Raw genomic sequence first — 17,945 nt, 5'->3', positions numbered from 1 at the left:
CGATCGCTCCGGTTGGGTGCCACTATATGGAACGCGCGCCCCGCTTTGTCAACCGTCGAGGAGTGAACAGATGGCGCAAGCCGCACGGCCGCTGCGCGCCGACGCCGCGCGCAACCGGGCGCGGGTGCTGGAAGTCGCCTACGAGACCTTTGCGGCCGAGGGTCTCTCGGTGCCCATCGACGAGATCGCGCGGCGGGCCGGCGTGGGGGCCGGCACCGTCTATCGGCACTTTCCGACGAAGGAGGCGCTGTTCCAGGCGGTCATCGAGGACCGGATGCAGCGACTGGTCGACGACGGCCGCGCCCTGCTGGAATCCGTCGGGCCCGGCGAAGCGCTGTTCGCCTGCCTGCGGTCGATGGTGCTGCACTGGGGCGCGGCGGATCGCGGCCTGGTCGACGCGCTGGCCGGATTCGGGATCGACATCGCCAGCGCCGCCCCCGACGCCGAGGACGCATTCCTGGCCATGCTCGACGAATTGCTGCGAGCCGCGCAGCGCGCCGGGTCCGCCCGCCAGGACATCGGGGTGCGCGAAGTGAAGGCGATCATGGTCGGGTGCCAGGCGATGGAGGCCTACAACCCGGACTTGGCCGAGCGGGTGACCGACGTCGTCATCGACGGTTTACGCGCTGGGCGATAGGGCTGACCACTGCTTGCACTCGACATAGGCGAGTGCTAAGAATGACGTTGGCACTCGCGACCAGCGAGTGCTAGGTCGGGACGGTGAGGCTAGGGCCGCGACAAGCGGAAGACACCCTGCCGTCCGTCGCGGGCACTGCACCCGGCCAGAACGTGTCATCCCCAATCCGGAGGAATCACTTCGCAATGGCCAAGACAATTGCGTACGACGAAGAGGCCCGTCGCGGCCTCGAGCGGGGGCTGAACGCCCTCGCCGACGCGGTAAAGGTGACGTTGGGTCCCAAGGGCCGCAACGTCGTCCTGGAGAAGAAGTGGGGCGCCCCCACGATCACCAACGATGGTGTGTCCATCGCCAAGGAGATCGAGCTGGAGGACCCCTACGAGAAGATCGGCGCCGAGCTGGTCAAGGAAGTCGCCAAGAAGACCGACGACGTTGCCGGTGACGGCACGACGACGGCCACGGTTCTGGCCCAGGCGTTGGTCCGCGAGGGCCTGCGCAACGTCGCGGCCGGCGCCAACCCGCTTGGTCTCAAGCGCGGCATCGAGAAGGCCGTCGAGAAGGTCACCGAGACCCTGCTCAAGTCGGCCAAGGAGGTCGAGACCAAGGACCAGATCGCTGCCACCGCGGCCATCTCCGCGGGCGATCAGTCGATCGGCGACCTGATCGCCGAGGCGATGGACAAGGTCGGCAACGAGGGTGTCATCACCGTCGAGGAGTCCAACACCTTCGGCCTGCAGCTCGAGCTCACCGAGGGCATGCGGTTCGACAAGGGTTACATCTCGGGCTACTTCGTCACCGACGCCGAGCGTCAGGAAGCCGTCCTCGAAGACCCCTTCATCCTGCTGGTCAGCTCCAAGGTCTCGACCGTCAAGGACCTGCTGCCCCTGCTGGAGAAGGTTATCCAGGCCGGTAAGCCGCTGCTGATCATCGCCGAGGACGTCGAGGGCGAGGCGCTGTCCACCCTGGTCGTCAACAAGATCCGCGGCACCTTCAAGTCGGTGGCCGTCAAGGCCCCCGGCTTCGGTGACCGCCGCAAGGCGATGCTGCAGGACATGGCCATCCTCACCGGTGGTCAGGTCATCAGCGAAGAGGTCGGCCTGTCGCTGGAGAGTGCCGACGTCGCCCTGCTGGGTAAGGCCCGCAAGGTCGTCGTCACCAAGGACGAGACCACCATCGTCGAAGGCGCCGGTGACTCCGACGCCATCGCCGGCCGGGTGGCCCAGATCCGCAGCGAGATCGAGAACAGCGACTCCGACTACGACCGCGAGAAGCTGCAGGAGCGCCTGGCCAAGCTGGCCGGCGGTGTTGCGGTGATCAAGGCCGGGGCCGCGACCGAGGTCGAGCTCAAGGAGCGCAAGCACCGCATCGAGGACGCGGTCCGCAACGCCAAGGCCGCCGTCGAGGAGGGCATCGTCGCCGGTGGTGGCGTGGCCCTGCTGCACGCGACCCCGTCGCTGGACGAGCTGAAGCTCACCGGTGACGAGGCGACCGGGGCCAACATCGTCCGGGTGGCGCTCGAGGCTCCGCTGAAGCAGATCGCCTTCAATGGTGGTCTGGAGCCGGGCGTCGTCGCCGAGAAGGTCCGCAACTCGCCCGCCGGTACCGGCCTGAACGCCGCGACCGGTGAGTACGAGGACCTGCTCAAGGCCGGCGTTGCCGACCCGGTGAAGGTGACCCGTTCGGCGCTGCAGAACGCGGCGTCCATCGCGGGCCTGTTCCTCACCACCGAGGCCGTCGTCGCCGACAAGCCGGAGAAGGCGGCCGCACCCGCGGGCGACCCGACCGGCGGCATGGGCGGCATGGACTTCTAAGTCCACGACTCGAATACGGGAAAGCCCGGCCCTCGCAAGGGGGCCGGGCTTTTTCGTGTCCGCCGGTTCCTTGCGCCCCGGCCGCACCACCCGCCCCTGGAAGGTTCGGCGCTTTTTTGCCCGCCTCGCAGCGACAGGCCGAGTTGTCGCTCAGAGGCGGGCAATTCGCCGATTGCCCTCGCGGGGCGATAACCGATACGACCGGCCGCGGCGGCGCCACCCTCGGCGCTCTAGGGTAAAACCCGTGGCCCTCCCGACCCCCTCACCCACCAGCACCGCCGTCGTGACCGGCGCCTCGTCGGGGATCGGCGCCGACATCGCGCGCGAGTTGGCCGACCGCGGCCACGGCGTCACGCTGGTCGCCCGCCGCGAAGAGCGGCTTCGCGAGCTCGCCGACGATCTCGCCGGCCGCGTCCGCGTCGAGGTGATCGCCTGCGACGTCGGCGATTCCGCCGCTCGCGCCGGCCTGTTCGACGAGGTCGATCGTCGCGGCCTGACCGCCGACATCCTGGTCAACAACGCCGGCATCGGCACCATGGGTTCGGTGGCCAAAATGCCCGTCAACGACGAGATCGCCCAGGTGCGGGTCAATGTCGAGGCCGTCATCGACCTGACCACCCGCGCAGTCCAGCAGATGGTGCCGCGCGGCCGCGGCGCGATCCTCAACGTCGGATCGACCGCGGGCTACCAACCCTTCCCGGGGCAGGTCGGCTACGCGGCCACCAAGGCGTTCGTCAACAACTACACACAGGGGCTGCGCGGTGAACTCGCGGGCACCGGCGTCACCGTGGCGCTGTTATGCCCGGGGCCGGTGCGCACCGAGTTCGTGAAGACTGCCGGCATGGACGAGCGAGACTTCGCGGCCGCGTTCCCGAAGTTCCTGTGGAAGCCGTCGTGTGAGGTGGCGCGTGCCGGGGTGGACGCACTCGACCGCGATCGCGGTACCGTGATCCCCGGGCTGCCAAGCCAGATCACCACCCGCCTGTTTCAGTTCATGCCGCGCCGGCTGTTGTTGCCGCTGGTGAACAACCAGCATCCGAGCCTGCGCAGGGACCGGTCCTCAAGCTGAAGGCCAGGGCCGCATCCAGCCCTCCACCGGCAGCGCGAGCGCGTTGCACAGCGTGCAGATCGTGCGATACCAGCCCACGGCCGTGAGCAATTCGATGCGCTGCTCGTCGGAAAGGAAGCGCCCCAGTGCTAGCCAGGTCGGCTCCGACCACGTGCCGGTGCGCTCGAGTTCGTCCACCGCCTCGATCAGCGTTCGCTCGTCCGGGCTCCACCGCGGGTCGTCGGGCCCGCGGGTGACCAGCGCGTCGCACTCGTCGTCGCTGACGCCCGCGATCGGTCCCCAGAACGCCGCCTGCCCGCCCCACTCGTACTGACAGCCCACCAACGCGCAGATGCGAAGGATGGCGATGGTCCGCGTCCGTCCCGGCAAAAGCGCTGCGACGTAAAGGGATTCGCCGAGCTTACGCAAGCGGGAGGCCAGCACCGGATGGCGCTGCAGGCAACGCACCAAGAGCAGCGGCTCATAGGTGCGGTCGGGGTGGCCCCAGCTGTTGATGCCTGCCGCATCTTCTTCGCTCCACGGCGGAGCGAGGGGTGCAACGCGGCTCACGGATGAGACTGTACGGCCCTAGCCCCGATGGCGGCGACCCGCGGCGCCCGGCTTCGCCGCGCTTGCGATCGCCGCTAGCCCCGATGGCGGCGACCCGCGGCGCCCGGCTTCGCCGCGCTTGCGATCGCCGCTAGCCCGATGGGAGCGAGAACACCACGCAGTCGTGCAGGCAGCCCTTCGCCGCGTCGGGGGAGTCGGCGTCACGATGCAGCAGCGCGCGGGTGGGAACCACGGTCAGGCGGGCGGTCTCGGGCCCGGCCGCGGTCACTTCGGCGGTGCCGTCGACGATCAGCGAGTAGCCGCCGGGTTGGGCGGGCGGCCACAACAGGGTCACGTCGGCGCGCTTGGCGAGGTTGTTACGTGTTCGCCCGCCGATGAGTCCGACATCGAGGGTGGCCTCGCGCAGCTGCGGCTCGACCGTCACCGTGTGCGCCCGGTATTCGTCGTCGACCGTGATCAAGAAGGCGTACGGGTAGTCGGCCAGCGCGGTGGCCAGCGCCTGGAAATCGACTTTCTTCTTGGTGCGCATGACCTTCCAGGATAGGCGCGGGATTTACTGCGGCGCCGGGCGCGTGACGGCGGCGCCGGCGTTGGAGAACCCAAGGTTCTGCAGCACCTGGTTCCAGGGCGGCAACTTGGCCACGGCCGCCGAGGCGTCGGCGTGGTAGCCGAACATCGCCGCCACGTCGGAGGCCCACATCTGCTCGTAGGCGGCCTCGATGTCGGCGATGGCAGGGGTGTTCTGGCCGAGGTGATTATTTGCCGCCAAGGCCGACACCAAGGCGCGGTTGGCCGCCACCACGGCGGGCTGTACGGTGGCCGCGAGCGCCACTTCGAACGCGGTCGCGATGGCCGAGGCCTGGTGTGACACCTCTTCGGCCTGCGCGGCCGCCGCGCTGAGCCAGCTCACATAGTGGCTGGCCACCGACATCATCGCCGTAGACGACGCGCCCTGCCACGACCCGCTCGCGAGATCCGCCGTCACCGAAGAAAATGACGATGCCGACGATGCCAACTCTCCGGCCAGCCCGTCCCACGCCGCCGCGGCAGCAAGCAGCGGCCCGGGGCCAGGACCGGAAAAAATTAATGCCGAGTTGACTTCTGGCGGCAACCACGCAAAATGCGGGCTCGTCACGGACCCAACTTAGCTGGTATATGCCACTTTTGGTGGTGTTATCGCGAGGCTGCGGGGATGGGCTGGCGGCCTCGCACCAACCTGCCCGGGCGTGCGTCGGTGGGAACGCCGTTTTCGGCGATCACTTCGCCGGCCACAATCGTGGCGACGTATCCGTCGGCGGTCTGGTCCAGGCGCCGTCCGCCGGCGGGCAGGTCGTAGCTGATCATCGGCTTGTGTAGCCGCAGTGCGGCGTGGTCGATGACGTTGAGATCGGCCTTGTAGCCGACCGCGATCCGGCCGCGATCACCCAACCCGGCGATGCGGGCCGGCACCGAGGTGAGTTCGCGAACCGCTTCGGGCACGGAGAACCGGCCGGCCTTGCGGTCCCGCGCCCAATGCGTGAGGAAATAGGTCGAGTAGCTGGCGTCGCAGATCATCCCGTAGTGCGCGCCGCCGTCGCCGAGGCCGAGCACCACGTCGTCGCGGTGCAGCAATTCCCCGACGGTGTCCAGCGAATTGTTCTGCAGGTTGCTGGTCGCGACCAGCAGCATGGCCCGGCCCTCGTCGTCGAGCAGCCGGTCGTAGGCCTCCTCCATCGGCTCCACGCCGCGGGCCCGGGCGCGGGCGCCGATGCTGGTCGACGGGTCGGGCTCGTAATCGGGGGTGTCGCCGAGCGGGAAGATCCAGTCCCACATCTGGGTCACGAACAGAATCGGGTGACCTTGACCGGGCTTGTCGGCCAGTATGCGGGCCCGGACCTCGGGCTTGCGCATCTCGGCCACCCGCTCGGCCAGCGGCAGGTGCGCGATCTCGCGGTAGCTGGGGTAGAGCACGAAGGGGTTCGCCGACAGCTGCAACCCGATGATGAGACCGATCGGACGCGGCAGCAGCTGCGCCGTGACGTCGCCGCCCGCCGCGTTGGCCTTCTCGATCATCGTGATCGCATCCGGCCAGGTCGGGTCGCCGGCGTTGGCGACGACGAGGGTGAAGGTGACGGGCAGCCCGACGTCCTCGGCGACGTCGAACACCGTCTGCAGCACGGGCTGATAGCCGCCCGACGGGATGTCGGGAACGAACTGCAGCAGCCCCCCGCCGCCGTCCACGACGCCGCGGGCGATCTCCTCGATCTCCTCGCGGGCGGCCTCGTAACTCGGGATGGGCGAACCGCTTTCGGTTTTGTGAATCGTCAGCCGCGACGACGCGAAGCCGAGCGCGCCGACCTCGATCGCCTCCTTGGCCAGCTCGCGCATCTTGGCCAGGTCGTCGTCGGTCGCCGGCTCGCGGTCGGCGCCGCGCTGGCCCATCACGTACACCCGCAGCGGTGAGTGCGGCAGGTATGCGGCCACGTCGATGTCGCGCTTGCCCGACTCGAGCGCGTCCATGTATTCGGGGAACGTCTCCCACGTCCACGGCAGCCCATCGGTCATGACGACACCCGGTATGTCCTCCACGCCCGCCATCACGTCGACGAGCACGTCGTGGTCCTCCTGGCGGCACGGCGCAAATCCGACCCCGCAGTTACCCATGACCACCGTCGTCACGCCGTGCGCCGACGACGGGGTCAGGCGCTCCGACCAGATGGACTGGCCGTCGTAGTGGGTGTGCAGGTCGACGAAGCCCGGGGTGACCAGCAGCCCGGTGGCGTCGATCTCCCGTGCGGCGCTCGCCCCGTTGATCGCGCCGACCGCCTCGATGACGTTGTCTTTCACCGCCACGTCACCGACGTACGGCTCGCCCCCCAGCCCGTCGACGATGGTGCCGTTGCGGATGATGAGGTCGTAAGTCATTCAAACAATCTACGACCGCGGCGGTGTGTCGTGCCAGGATCTTCTGCGCGAGCGCCTCGATCCGACAACGTCGAGGCGGTAATCGACGGGATCCTCCCGTAGGGTCGCGAGTATGGCCAGCACCGACGACGCCGCCGTCCTGCAAGAGCTCCTGCGCGACGCCTTTACCCGGTTGATCGAGCACGTCGACCAGATCACCGAGGGGCTGACCGATGCGGAGTCCGGCTACCGGCCGACCCCGAACGCCAATAGCATCGCGTGGCTGCTCTGGCACAGCGCTCGGGTGCAGGACATCCAGCTGGCCGACGTCGCCGGGGTCGAGCAGGTGTGGTTCCGCGACGGCTGGGTGGACCGGTTCGGACTGGACCTGCCGCGCGACGACACCGGTTACGGACACGGGCCCGAGGACGTGGCCAAGGTGAGGGCGCCCGCGGACGTACTGTCCGGCTATTACCACGCGGTGCACAAGCTCACCCTCGAATACGTCGCCGGGGTCACCGCCGACGAACTGGCCCGCGTCGTGGACACCAACTGGGATCCGCCGGTGACGGCCAGCGCGCGACTGGTGAGCATCATCGACGACTGCGCCCAGCACCTCGGGCAGGCTGCGTACGTGCGGGGCATTCAGTAGATTCGCGGGCGTGCGATTCGCGGCGACCGTGCTGTTGTGGCTCATCACCACGCTCGCGCTGGCGGTCGCGATACCCGCGGCGTGGACGCAGCTGCATGTCGTTGACGCCGACGGCTACGCCGCGCTGGCGCGGCACGCGGCGACGGATCCCGCCCTGCAGTCCGCGATGGCGTCCGAACTGAGCAGCCGGGCAATGACTCTCATCGCCGAACATGGCGGGGGTGGCTCTGCGGTCGACGGTTCCGAGGTACAGGAGGCCGCCCGCGCCTTCACCGCCGGCCCGGCGTTTCCGCCGCTGTTCGCCCAGGCGAACCGGGCGGCGCACGGCTGGTTGTTCGCCGACCCAGGGGCCGGCGAGAACGGCAACCAGTGGGCGGTCGACGTGGCGCCGATGCTCAACGATGCCTCGATTGAGCCGCTGCTCGCCCGCCATAACGTGGCGGTCCCCGCGAAACTGATTGTCCCGCTGACTGTTTCGACGCCCCACTCGATGCGGCAGGGGCGGCTGAGCCGGATGTCCAGCTGGGGTCCGTGGCTGAGCTTGGGTGCGGCGGCGCTCTGCGGTTTCTGCGCGCTGCTCACGGTGGCGGCCGCACGCCGCCGCGGCAAGGCGCTGAGCAGCCTCGGCGTCTCGGCGCTGCTAGTCGGTGCGGCCGGCTGGGCGGGCATCGAGGTCGCCGGCCGCTATGTCAACGATGCGCTGAATCGCACCACCGGCAACGTCCGCCAAGTCGCCGAGGTGATGATCGACCACGCCGAAGCCAGTCTGCACCAATGGCTCGACGCCACGTTGCTTGTCGGCGCGGCGGTGGTCGCATTCGGCGTGATCGTCGCGGTGCTGGGCGGTCTCGCCAAGAAGTCGTGAGCGCGGCGGCTAGCCGAAGGTGAACGAGAAGACCTGCAAGCCCTTGCTGACGCGCATGTCCAGCTGATCTCGGTGCGCGGAGTCGTCGGCGACGATCCGGTGCAACGTGGGCGCTCCGCCGATCGGGGTCGCGGTGGTCCTGCCGTCCCGGGTCACGGTGATGGTGCCGCTGCCGCCGACGACGGCGTACACATCTTTCGCGGTGTAGTTCAGCCGGATGACGGAGTCGTCGCCGTCCGCGGTGGCGCCCTGGTCGTCCAGGATCCAGCGGCCGCTAAGGGCGAACTTGTCGTCGGCCAGGCGCGGGGGGAAGCCAAGTGTCGCGGAGCCGGCTTTGTAATCCCCTGTGCCGCCGTAATTCTCAGACTTGCCGGCACCCAGATACGTCTCGGGCGTGAGCCTGGTCTGCGGAGTCATGTCGACCGACTTTGTCGGCGCGGGCAGCGTGTGGCCGGGATGGGCATCGAGTAGCAGCTTGCGGATCAGCCCCTCGGTGTCGTCGTAGTCGCCCTCGCCGAACTTGGTATGCCGCACTTGCCCATTCGCGTCGATCAGATACTCGGCCGGCCAATAGAGATTGTCAAAGTTGTTCCACGTCGCGTAGTCGTTGTCCAGTGCGATGGGATAGGTGATGTGCAGATCGGCGGCGCCGCTGGCCACATTGGCGGGCACCCGCTCGAAGGCGTACTCCGGAGTGTGCACCCCGATGACGAGAAAGCCGCTGTCGCGATACCGGTTGTACCAATCGATCACGTGGGGGATGGCGCGCTGACAGTTGATGCACGAGTAGGCCCAGAAGTCGATCAGGATCACCTTGCCGCGCACCGACGCGGGGTCCAGCGGCTTGCCGTCCGGGGTGTTGAGCCACCCGGTGACGCCGGTGAGGGCGGGTGCCGGTCCGCACTGTTGCAGTCCGGCGGAGACGCCGGCGCAATCGCTCAGTGCCCCGCCGTTGGTGGTGCCCGGCCGGCTCAGCTGCAAGCCGCCGCCATGGTTCGGCCGTTGCACCGCACCCGGGGCAAGGCTGCGCTGGATGTCGTTGGCCCCCAACTTGTTCTGCATCGCCGTCGTGTAGTCCGGTACGGCGCGCTGCAGCATCGCCGGCAGGTTGAACACCAGCGCCGCGGCCAGCACGATCATCGCGATCCCGCCGGTGATCTGAATCCAGCGCTGCCGGCGGCGGAACGCGGCGACTCGTTCGGCGACGCGCCGCCCGGCCAGTGCGAAGGCCAGGAGTGGCAACGCGTTGCCGACGGCGAACGTCGCCGTCAACACGAGAGCGCCGAGCCCGATCGACGACGTCCCGCCGGCAACCACGATCGCGGCCAGCACCGGGCCCGCGCACGGCACATAGAGAGCGCCCAAGGTCAGTCCCAGGGCGAAACCATTTGTCCCCGAGCCGATTTGACGCTGTGGAAGGTAGGCGAACGGCCGCTCGATCAGGTGCTGCACCGGCGGAAAGATCAGGCCCAGTCCGATCAGGACCAGCACCACCAGTGCGGCCCACCGGATCGCGTCCTGTGGCAGGTGCAGCGCCGTCAGCAGCGCGGAGCCGATCAACGTGGCGAGGCTGAAGCTGCACACCAGCCCCGCGATCACCAGGTATGGCCGCGCCGCGGAACGCACGGTGGGCGTGCCGGCCCGGGTGCTGTCCATGCCGGACAGCAGAATCACCGGGAGCACCGGCAGGATGCACGGCGAGATGCCGGTGATCAGCCCGCCGAGAAACCCGATCAGCGCGATGGTCAGCACGGGCTACTCCGAAGGCTTCGATGGGCGCCGGACGATGAGCATGGTTACACCTTTACCTGGTCTGACGACCGCGAGTGACCGGGGACAAATCACGTGACGTGCGTTATGCAAATCACACAATGTGCGTTACGCTCGGCCGGTGGCGCAACTAACATTCCAGCGCGCCCGCACCGAGGAGAAGAAGCGCCAACGTGCGGAGGCCCTCGTGGAAGCCGCACGCTCGCTGGCAATGGAAACGGGCGTCGCGTCGGTCACCCTGACCGCGGTGGCCAGCCGCGCCGGAATTCACTATTCGGCGGTGCGCCGCTACTTCACCTCGCACAAGGAAGTTCTGCTGCACCTGTCGGCCGAGGGGTGGGTGCGATGGTCGAATACGGTGTCGGAGAAGCTGGCTGAGCCCGGCGTGAAGTCGCCCTCGCGCATCGCCGAGACACTGGCCGAAGCGCTGGCCGAGGATCCGTTGTTCTGCGACCTGCTGGCCAACCTGCACCTGCACCTCGAACACGAGGTGGACGCGGAGCGGGTCATCGAGGTCAGGCGGATCAGCACCGCGGCCACACTCTCGCTGGCGGATTCGATCGGAAGCGCGCTGCCCGAACTCGGACGGTCCGGCTCGCTCGACATCCTGCTGGCCGCATACTCGCTGGCCGCGACGCTGTGGCAAGTCGCGAACCCGCCGGCGCACCTGACCGACGTCTACGCCGAGGAGCCCGAAGTCGTTCCGCCCGAGTGGAACTTGGATTTCGCGTCCGCGCTGACGCGCCTGCTGACGGCCACGTGCATCGGGCTCATCTCGGAAGCTTCATGAACTCAGGAAGGGGGCCGGAGCGCTGTGGCTTGGCGAACTGCAACCGGTGAACGGGAAGGACTTGGGGCGCCCATGACGACCACTGAGCCCAGGACCGAGCCGCTGAACATACAGGGTTCCGCCGGCGGGGAGGGCAAAAAGGTCGTTCCGCAGCGGGCTGGGAAATGGGCGCTGCTGGGGCGTTTCTGGCTGGTGCTCACGATCGCAGCTGTTGTCGCGCTGTCGGGATTCGTCGTATACCGATTGCACGGCGTCTTCGGCGTCCACAAGGGCTCGTTCGGTGGGGGCACCTCGGGCGAGGTCCTCGACGAGTTCAACGCCAAGACGATCACGCTCCAGGTCTGGGGCCCACCGGGCAGCACGGCAACCATCAACTACCTCGACGAAAACTCCCACCCGCAGCAGGCCCTCAACGTGCCCTTGCCCTGGAGCAAAGTATTGAGTTCAACGAAGCCCGGCATCCCGGCAAACCTGGTGGCGCAAGGAGACGGCAGTTGGATCGCCTGCCAGTTCGTGGTGAACAAGCACGACGGGAGCGGTGACGTCATCAAGACTCCGAACCGATCAGATCCCAACCAAACCGTGAACGCCTTCGTCTACTGCCTGGACAAGTCCGCATGAGCGAGCCGGGCGCGGCGCCGCCGCGCGTCGATCAGCCGCTGATCCCGCCGTTCCTGCCGCGGATGATCCACCGCCTGGCCCTGCCGATCGTCCTGGTGTGGCTGGGCATCGTGTTCGTCACCAACACCGTGGCCCCGCAGCTGGAGGTCGTCGCCAAAACCCACTCGGTGTCGATGAGTCCGACTGACGCGGCATCCTTTCAGTCGATGATGCGGGTCGGATCGACGTTCAAGGAGTTCAACTCCGACAACTCGGCCATGATCTTGCTGGAGGGCGACAAGCCACTCGGGGCCGAAGCGCACCGCTACTACGACGAGATCGTCAGGCGCGTCGAGCAAGACAAGGAACACGTCCAGCACGTCCAGGATTTCTGGAGTGATCCGCTGACGGCGGCGGGTTCCCAGAGCCACGATCAAAAGGCCGCGTACGTCCAGGTTTACCTCGCCGGCAACATGGGCAGCGGGCTGGCGAACGAGTCCGCCGAGGCCGTCCGCAAGATCGTGGACTCGGTGCCCGCGCCGCCGGGAATCAAGGCATACGTCACCGGCGCGGGCCCGCTGTTCGCCGACCAGTCCCACTCGGGGCAGAAGGGCGTCGCGGTCGTCACTCTTATCACCTTCCTGGTGATCGTGGTGATGCTGCTGTTCGTCTACCGGTCGGTGGTCACCATGCTGATCATGCTGGCGATGGTGTTCATCGAGCTGGCCGCCGCCCGTGGCGTCGTCGCGACGCTGGGCAATTACGGGATCATGGGGCTGTCGACCTTCGCCAACAACATGTTGGTGCTGATGGCGATCGCCGCCGGGACGGACTATGCGATCTTTGTCGTCGGCCGCTATCAGGAGGCCCGTGGTCTGGGCGAGACCCGCGAACAAGCGTTCTACACCATGTTCCACAGCACCGCGCATGTGGTGCTGGGATCGGGCCTGACCATCGCCGGCGCGATGTACTGCCTGAGCTTCTGCCGGCTGCCGTACTTCGAGTCGCTGGGGGTGCCGTGCGCGGTCGGCATGCTGGTCGCGGTGCTCGCGGCTTTGACGCTGGGTCCGGCGATTCTGACGGTGGCTTCGTTCTTCAAGCTCATGGATCCGAAGCGCAGGCTGCAGACCCGGGGCTGGCGTCGCATCGGCACCGCGATCGTCCGCTGGCCCGCACCGGTTCTCGCGGTGACCATCGCGGTCGCACTGGTCGGTCTGCTCGCCCTGCCCGGTTACAAGACGGACTACGACAACCGCCACTTCCTGCCGGCGGACACCCCGGCCAACGTCGGCTATGCCGCCGCGGACCGGCACTTCGACCAGGCTCGGCTCAATCCCGAGCTGCTGATGATCGAGACCGATCACGACTTGCGTAACCCTGCCGACTTCATCGTCCTGGACAAGGTCGCCAAGGCGGTCTTCCACATCCCCGGTATCGGCCGGGTGCAGACCATCACCCGGCCGTTGGGCACGCCGCTCGACCACAGCACCCTCGGGTTTCAGATGGGCGCGCAAGCCGCGGGCCGGATACAGACCCAGCACTATCAGGACGAGCAGGCGGCAAACCTGCTCAAGCAGGCGGATGAGCTGCACAAGACGATGGCAACGCTGCATGAGCAGATGCAGGTGACCCAGGATCTCAGCAACACCACACACGAAACCACCAGGCTCACGAAGGAAACCGTCCAGATCACCGAGAAGTTGCGCGACGACATCGCGGACTTCGACGACTTCCTGCGGCCGATCCGCAGCTACTTCTACTGGGAGAAGCACTGTTACGACATTCCGGTGTGCTGGGCGCTCCGGTCGGTCTTCAACGCGCTCGACGGCATCGACCAGGTGGCCGAGAACATCGTCAACCTGAGTGCGAATCTCGACAAGCTGGATCGGATCCAGCCGAAACTGGTGGCGCTGATACCGCCGCAGATCGAGAGCCAGCAGCGCAACCTCGACACCATCATGTCGAACTATGCGATCACCCAGGGTCTCAACGAACAGGCGAGAGCGCAGTCCGACAACGCCACCGCCCAAGGCGATGCCTTCGACAAAGCGAAGAACGACGACACGTTCTACCTACCGCCGGAGGCGTTCAAGAGCCCGGACTTCGCGCGGGGTCTCAAACAGTTCATCTCGCCCAACGGGCACGCCGTCCGCCTGATCATCTCCCATGAAGGCGACCCGGCGACTCCTGAAGGCATCAAACACATCGAACCGATCAAGCAGGCCGTGCACGAGGCGATCAAGGGCACCCCCTGGGAGGGCGCCAAGGTCTACCTCGGCGGCACCGCCGCGACGTACAAGGACATGCACGACGGGTCCAACATCGACCTGATGATCGCCGGAATCGCCGCAGCCACATTGATTTTCGTCATCATGCTGGTGATCACCCGAAGCGTCGTGGCGGCCTTCGTGATCGTCGGAACGGTGTTGCTGTCGCTGGGCGCCTCATTCGGACTCTCCGTGCTCGTGTGGCAGTACATCCTGGGCCTGAAGTTGCACTGGATGGTGCTGGCGATGGCGGTCATCCTGCTGCTGGCGGTCGGCTCGGACTACAACCTGCTGCTGATATCGCGGTTCAAGGAGGAGATCCACGCCGGGCTCAAGACGGGGACGATCCGCGCGATGGCCGGTTCGGGCTCGGTGGTGACCTCCGCCGGTCTGGTGTTCGCCGCCACCATGGCCACGTTCATGTTCAGCCCGCTGCTGGTGATGGCCCAGGTGGGTACGACGATCGCGCTGGGTCTGCTGTTCGACACCCTGATCGTGCGGTCGTTCATGACACCGTCGCTGGCCACCTTGCTCGGGCGCTGGTTCTGGTGGCCGCAGCACGTGCGTCCACGGCCGGCCAGCACGATGCTGCGACCGTACGGACCGCGTCCCGCCGTGCGCGAGCTGATCCTCAAAGACGTCGACCAGCACCCGGCGGGCGGAGTTGTACAACCACGCTGAGCTTCGATGCGCGTGAGTGTCGCGATTCACGCTGGCGTGAAGAAGTGCATCAGCTGCTTCGGCCCTACAAATCTAGGCCGGCGGTTGGTGCGCTGATACAGCCCCGAGGGGACAACGCGCCGGACCACGAACGGTTCCGGGCGCCCTCACCGTGTTACTGAATTACTGGACCCTAGCCTTGGGGAGGTTCGACCCTGCCCTTGACAGGCCCTGGCCACCCGGGCGGACCAGTTGGTTCGGCCCAGTCCCAGACCGACATGTCGCCAGGTGGGTACTGGTTGCAGATGTCGGTGGCTTTAGCCACCACTCCCTTGTTGTTCCAGAAGATCTTCATGTGGTTGGGCCAGGCCACCCACAGCGGATCGGACACGGGCGCGTAGAAGTTCTCGGAGTAGTTGCGGCGGTCCTGCGGTGACAGCGAGTAGAACCAGTGCGCCTTGTCGATCGTCGCCTGCTGGACGTTCGGGTGGTTGTCGAAGTCAATCATGTAGCGCTGGTAGTACACCGGGCTGGTGTCCCGGGAGGCCGCCAGGATCTGCTCGGCGTCGCACGTGGTGTTGATCATTCGGCGGGGGATTGGGAAGTCCTCCGTGGAGTCGGCTACCGCCGTCGACGGGAAAATCGCAGCGGTAACACCCAGAGCAAGGAACGCGGCGCCTGCACGCAGGCCAGTACTCAGCCGAGACATAGCTATTACGGTAACACCCTTTGGCCCGACTGGAATAGTTTCCAGCTCACTCTCAGGATTTCGCTAGTCCGTCTCACTATCACTCGCGACCAGGGTCGATGACGTGCGTGGGATCGGGCCGTAGCTCCGGCGGAGCCTGACTGTAATCACCGAACGGGCCGTCGCGACGCTCGATGGCGGCCCGCACGCCGTCGGCGTCGGCGGTCTTGATGAATGCCAACGCGTCGGGGGTATTGCGCATCAGGCCGTCGAGGATGCCGCCCAGCGTCTGCGTGGACGCCAGCCCCATGTTCTCGTAGGCCTGATTGACGATCAGCTTCTGCGCCTGCAGCTGCGATAAGGGAATCTGCGCCAGCTCGGCCGCGACTTCGGCGACCCGCGCCTCCAGACGCTCGAACGGCACCGCCTCGTTGATCAACTCGATGTCGGCCGCCTGCGCCCCGGTCAGCGGCCGGCCGGTCAGCGAGTGCCACTTCGCTTTGGCCAGGCTTAGCCGGTACAGCCACATCCCGGTCAGATACGCCCCCCACATCCTGCTGTATGGCGTGCCGATCACGGCGTCCTCACTGGCGATCACGAGGTCCGCGCACAGCGCGTAGTCGCTGGCGCCGCCCACGCACCAGCCGTGCACCTGGGCGATCACCGGCTTCGACGCGCGCCAGATGGCCATGAACTTCTGCGTCGGCCCGGTCTCGCGGGCGCTGACCATCGCGAAGTCCTTGCCCGGATCCCATTTCCCGTCGGTCATCATGGCTTCGCCCCAGTGCTGGAACCCGCCGCCGAAGTCGTAGCCGCCGGAGAAGGCGCGGCCCGCACCGCGCAGCACGATGACCTTGACCGCCGGGTCGCGCTCGGCCAGGCCGATGGCGGCCTCGATCTCGTCGGGCATCGGCGGCACGATCGTGTTGAGCTGCTCCGGACGGTTCAGCGTGATGGTCGCTACCGCGCCGGCCGTCCGATAGAGCAGGGTCTGGAAGTCGCTGGTCGGCATGGCGTCCTTAGGGATCGGGCTCGCGGTTCTCCGGCGAGGACGCATAAATTCGTCCGCCGATCTTCAAATACGGCGTGGTGAGGTAGGCCGAGAACGCGACGATGGCCGAAAAGACCGCCGCCGCCAGGATGGCATTCGGCCACAGCTGGCCGGTTCCGATCGCAAAGCAGACGATGCCGATGATCGCGGTCGCCCAGTAGAACCGCCGGCCGGCGCGACGGTGCTTGATGAAGCGGTAGCGCGCCTGGGCCGCCGAGGCCAGGATGCCGATCAATCCCGTCGCCAGCAGGGTGAGCTCGATGCGTTGAATCGCGGCCACGTTGACGATCTTAAGGGCGGGCGGATGCTCAGACGCCGGGCTCGACGACCTGCAGCGCCTCGGCGGTGACGCCCGCGACGACGAGGCGTCCCGTCTGCGAATCCACCCCCACGCTGTACGGGTTCTGCACCGTTGGAATCCGCCGGATTTCACGAGGTAGGGGCTGGCTGACGTCGTAGCCGACGATCTCGTTGGTGCCCGAGGAGGCGACCCAGAGACGGTCACGCACCGCGTCGTAGGCGATGCCGTAGGGACCGCCGGGCTGCTTGACGGCGGCGACTTCGTGGGGCGCCGGCATGGGATCGAACACCCGGATAGCGTCGCCGCGCGTATCGGCGGCGACCATCCGGCCGTGCCGATCGGCGACCAAGTGGGTGGGTCCAGCGCCGGCCGGAGCCGACCCGACGATGGCCAACCGCTCCGCGTCGTAGACCGTCAGCGTGTTTCTCCGCGCATCCAGCATTCCGATGGCCGATCCGGCGGCGGCGAGACCGGCGGGCTGCACGCAATCGGTGAAGACCTTCACGACCTTGCCGCCGCGCACCGCGGCGACCGTGCCGCCTAGTTCGTTTCCGACGAAGACGGTGCCATTGGACGCCGCCGCGACGTCATGCGGCGATGTGCCGGTGATGATGGACGGTGATACAGCGCCGCTCGGTAACTGCACCTGCACCAACGCATTTGCGCTTTCGACCGGCACCAGGACCGGTCCGCCCGGGCCGGCCAACTCGACATGGCGCGCCGAACCCGGCAGCGGAATCCGATCCGATACGACCAACGAGTCGGCGTTGAGCAGGACAAGCTGATCGGGATCGTGCGTGGCGACCGCGACGAGGCGGGTCAGGGCGTCGACGACGACGCCTTCCGGATGACCGGCGACCGGCACCACCCGGCCCGGCGGTGTCCCGGTCGGCGGCGGCGCGTTTTGCGGCTCAGCCGCGGGCGGCAATGTCGCGGCCGGTGGCCGGGACCCCTCGGTGGGCACGCCCGCCGGCAGCAGGCCGGTAGTGGTTGTGTCCCCGTGGGATTGGACGCCTTGATAACCGCATGCAAGGACAACCGCCGCCAGCAGCGCCACAATCCCGCGCCGGTTCATCCCGCGCCGGCCGTGAGCATCTGCCACAGGAACGAGTAGGTCAGCGCCGACTTGAACGCGACCTGTTCGTTGTCCGCCGCTCCGGCGTGGCCGCCCTCGATGTTCTCGTAGTAGAAGACCGGCTGACCGGCGGCCTCGAGCGCCGCGGTCATCTTGCGGGCGTGACCCGGATGCACACGGTCGTCACGCGTCGAAGTCGTCATCAGCACCGGCGGGTATTTGCGCGTGGCCGAAATGTTCTGGTAGGGCGAGTATTCGGAGATGAACTCCCAGTCGT

The 17,945-nt window shown here is 67.3% G+C and carries 18 protein-coding genes; 8 read left to right on the top strand and 10 right to left on the bottom strand.

Features of this window, described 5'->3' with window-relative positions:
• Positions 1 to 70: 70 nt before the first annotated feature.
• The 3 genes from AC5Y4H_RS21975 (at position 71) to AC5Y4H_RS21965 (ending at position 3,517) form a co-directional block, all read left to right on the top strand.
• Positions 71 to 637 carry a TetR/AcrR family transcriptional regulator gene (locus AC5Y4H_RS21975; RefSeq protein ID WP_499985021.1) on the top strand — a complete coding sequence of 189 codons (567 nt, stop codon included), beginning with the start codon at positions 71 to 73 and terminating at the stop codon, positions 635 to 637.
• 185 nt (positions 638 to 822) lie between these two features.
• The gene (groL, locus tag AC5Y4H_RS21970) at positions 823 to 2,448 is read left to right on the top strand and encodes a chaperonin GroEL (protein WP_007768358.1); all 1,626 of its coding nucleotides are present in this window, start codon (positions 823 to 825) and stop codon (positions 2,446 to 2,448) included.
• A 244-nt stretch (positions 2,449 to 2,692) separates the two neighbouring features.
• Entirely contained in the window at positions 2,693 to 3,517 is an 825-nt protein-coding gene (locus AC5Y4H_RS21965; protein WP_499985019.1) for an SDR family NAD(P)-dependent oxidoreductase, read from the top strand.
• On the opposite strand, the gene AC5Y4H_RS21960 is transcribed toward AC5Y4H_RS21965, so the two are convergent.
• From AC5Y4H_RS21960 to AC5Y4H_RS21945, 4 genes are all read right to left on the bottom strand, one after another.
• Positions 3,509 to 4,066, bottom strand: coding sequence for a carboxymuconolactone decarboxylase family protein (locus AC5Y4H_RS21960; RefSeq protein WP_499985016.1), 558 nt, complete (start codon positions 4,064 to 4,066; stop codon positions 3,509 to 3,511). The genes AC5Y4H_RS21965 and AC5Y4H_RS21960 overlap by 9 nt on opposite strands.
• 130 nt (positions 4,067 to 4,196) lie before the next feature.
• Positions 4,197 to 4,595, bottom strand: a complete 399-nt coding sequence (locus AC5Y4H_RS21955) for a pyridoxamine 5'-phosphate oxidase family protein (RefSeq protein WP_499985014.1) — start codon at positions 4,593 to 4,595, stop codon at positions 4,197 to 4,199.
• A gap of 24 nt (positions 4,596 to 4,619) precedes the next feature.
• Positions 4,620 to 5,201: a PPE family protein gene (locus tag AC5Y4H_RS21950; RefSeq protein ID WP_499985011.1), complete on the bottom strand. Its 582-nt coding sequence runs from the start codon at positions 5,199 to 5,201 to the stop codon at positions 4,620 to 4,622.
• A 38-nt stretch (positions 5,202 to 5,239) separates the two neighbouring features.
• On the bottom strand, positions 5,240 to 6,970 hold the full coding sequence (locus AC5Y4H_RS21945) for an N-acyl-D-amino-acid deacylase family protein (protein WP_499985008.1): 1,731 nt from the start codon (positions 6,968 to 6,970) through the stop codon (positions 5,240 to 5,242).
• A 112-nt stretch (positions 6,971 to 7,082) separates the two neighbouring features.
• Here AC5Y4H_RS21945 and AC5Y4H_RS21940 point away from each other — a divergent pair, with 112 nt between their 5' ends.
• Both AC5Y4H_RS21940 and AC5Y4H_RS21935 read left to right on the top strand, forming a co-directional pair.
• Positions 7,083 to 7,601, top strand: a complete 519-nt coding sequence (locus AC5Y4H_RS21940) for a mycothiol transferase (protein ID WP_499985006.1) — start codon at positions 7,083 to 7,085, stop codon at positions 7,599 to 7,601.
• Between the two features lie 10 nt (positions 7,602 to 7,611).
• Entirely contained in the window at positions 7,612 to 8,466 is an 855-nt protein-coding gene (locus tag AC5Y4H_RS21935; protein WP_499985001.1) for a hypothetical protein, read from the top strand.
• A 9-nt stretch (positions 8,467 to 8,475) separates the two neighbouring features.
• Here AC5Y4H_RS21935 and AC5Y4H_RS21930 read toward each other — a convergent pair whose 3' ends face one another.
• Positions 8,476 to 10,218 carry a cytochrome c biogenesis protein DipZ gene (locus tag AC5Y4H_RS21930; protein WP_499984997.1) on the bottom strand — a complete coding sequence of 581 codons (1,743 nt, stop codon included), beginning with the start codon at positions 10,216 to 10,218 and terminating at the stop codon, positions 8,476 to 8,478.
• Positions 10,219 to 10,339: 121 nt separating this feature from the next.
• On the opposite strand from AC5Y4H_RS21930, the gene AC5Y4H_RS21925 reads away from it, so the two are divergent.
• From AC5Y4H_RS21925 to AC5Y4H_RS21915, 3 genes are all read left to right on the top strand, one after another.
• Positions 10,340 to 11,026, top strand: coding sequence for a TetR/AcrR family transcriptional regulator (locus tag AC5Y4H_RS21925; protein WP_499984994.1), 687 nt, complete (start codon positions 10,340 to 10,342; stop codon positions 11,024 to 11,026).
• A 72-nt stretch (positions 11,027 to 11,098) separates the two neighbouring features.
• A complete protein-coding gene (locus tag AC5Y4H_RS21920) occupies positions 11,099 to 11,647 on the top strand; it encodes an MmpS family transport accessory protein (protein WP_499984990.1) in 549 nt (182 codons plus the stop codon).
• Positions 11,644 to 14,574, top strand: a complete 2,931-nt coding sequence (locus AC5Y4H_RS21915) for an MMPL/RND family transporter (protein WP_499984986.1) — start codon at positions 11,644 to 11,646, stop codon at positions 14,572 to 14,574. The genes AC5Y4H_RS21920 and AC5Y4H_RS21915 overlap by 4 nt, the downstream gene beginning before the upstream one ends.
• Before the next feature lie 172 nt (positions 14,575 to 14,746).
• Here AC5Y4H_RS21915 and AC5Y4H_RS21910 read toward each other — a convergent pair whose 3' ends face one another.
• From AC5Y4H_RS21910 to AC5Y4H_RS21890, 5 genes are all read right to left on the bottom strand, one after another.
• Entirely contained in the window at positions 14,747 to 15,262 is a 516-nt protein-coding gene (locus AC5Y4H_RS21910; RefSeq protein WP_499984984.1) for a DUF5078 domain-containing protein, read from the bottom strand.
• A gap of 79 nt (positions 15,263 to 15,341) precedes the next feature.
• Positions 15,342 to 16,253: a crotonase/enoyl-CoA hydratase family protein gene (locus AC5Y4H_RS21905; protein ID WP_499984981.1), complete on the bottom strand. Its 912-nt coding sequence runs from the start codon at positions 16,251 to 16,253 to the stop codon at positions 15,342 to 15,344.
• 7 nt (positions 16,254 to 16,260) lie between these two features.
• Positions 16,261 to 16,572 (bottom strand): hypothetical protein, encoded by a 312-nt coding sequence (locus AC5Y4H_RS21900; protein WP_499984979.1) that lies wholly within the window; start codon positions 16,570 to 16,572, stop codon positions 16,261 to 16,263.
• Between the two features lie 28 nt (positions 16,573 to 16,600).
• A complete protein-coding gene (locus AC5Y4H_RS21895) occupies positions 16,601 to 17,695 on the bottom strand; it encodes an NHL repeat-containing protein (RefSeq protein WP_499984977.1) in 1,095 nt (364 codons plus the stop codon).
• Positions 17,665 to 17,945: prolyl oligopeptidase family serine peptidase (locus AC5Y4H_RS21890; RefSeq protein ID WP_499984975.1), on the bottom strand; the 281-nt coding region annotated here is incomplete at its 5' end. The genes AC5Y4H_RS21890 and AC5Y4H_RS21895, both read right to left, overlap by 31 nt.

It is taken from the genome of Mycobacterium sp. NGS58, from assembly GCF_059812385.1.
Note: the sequence above shows the minus strand (reverse complement) of the source record. Positions and strands in the feature narration are given on the sequence as shown.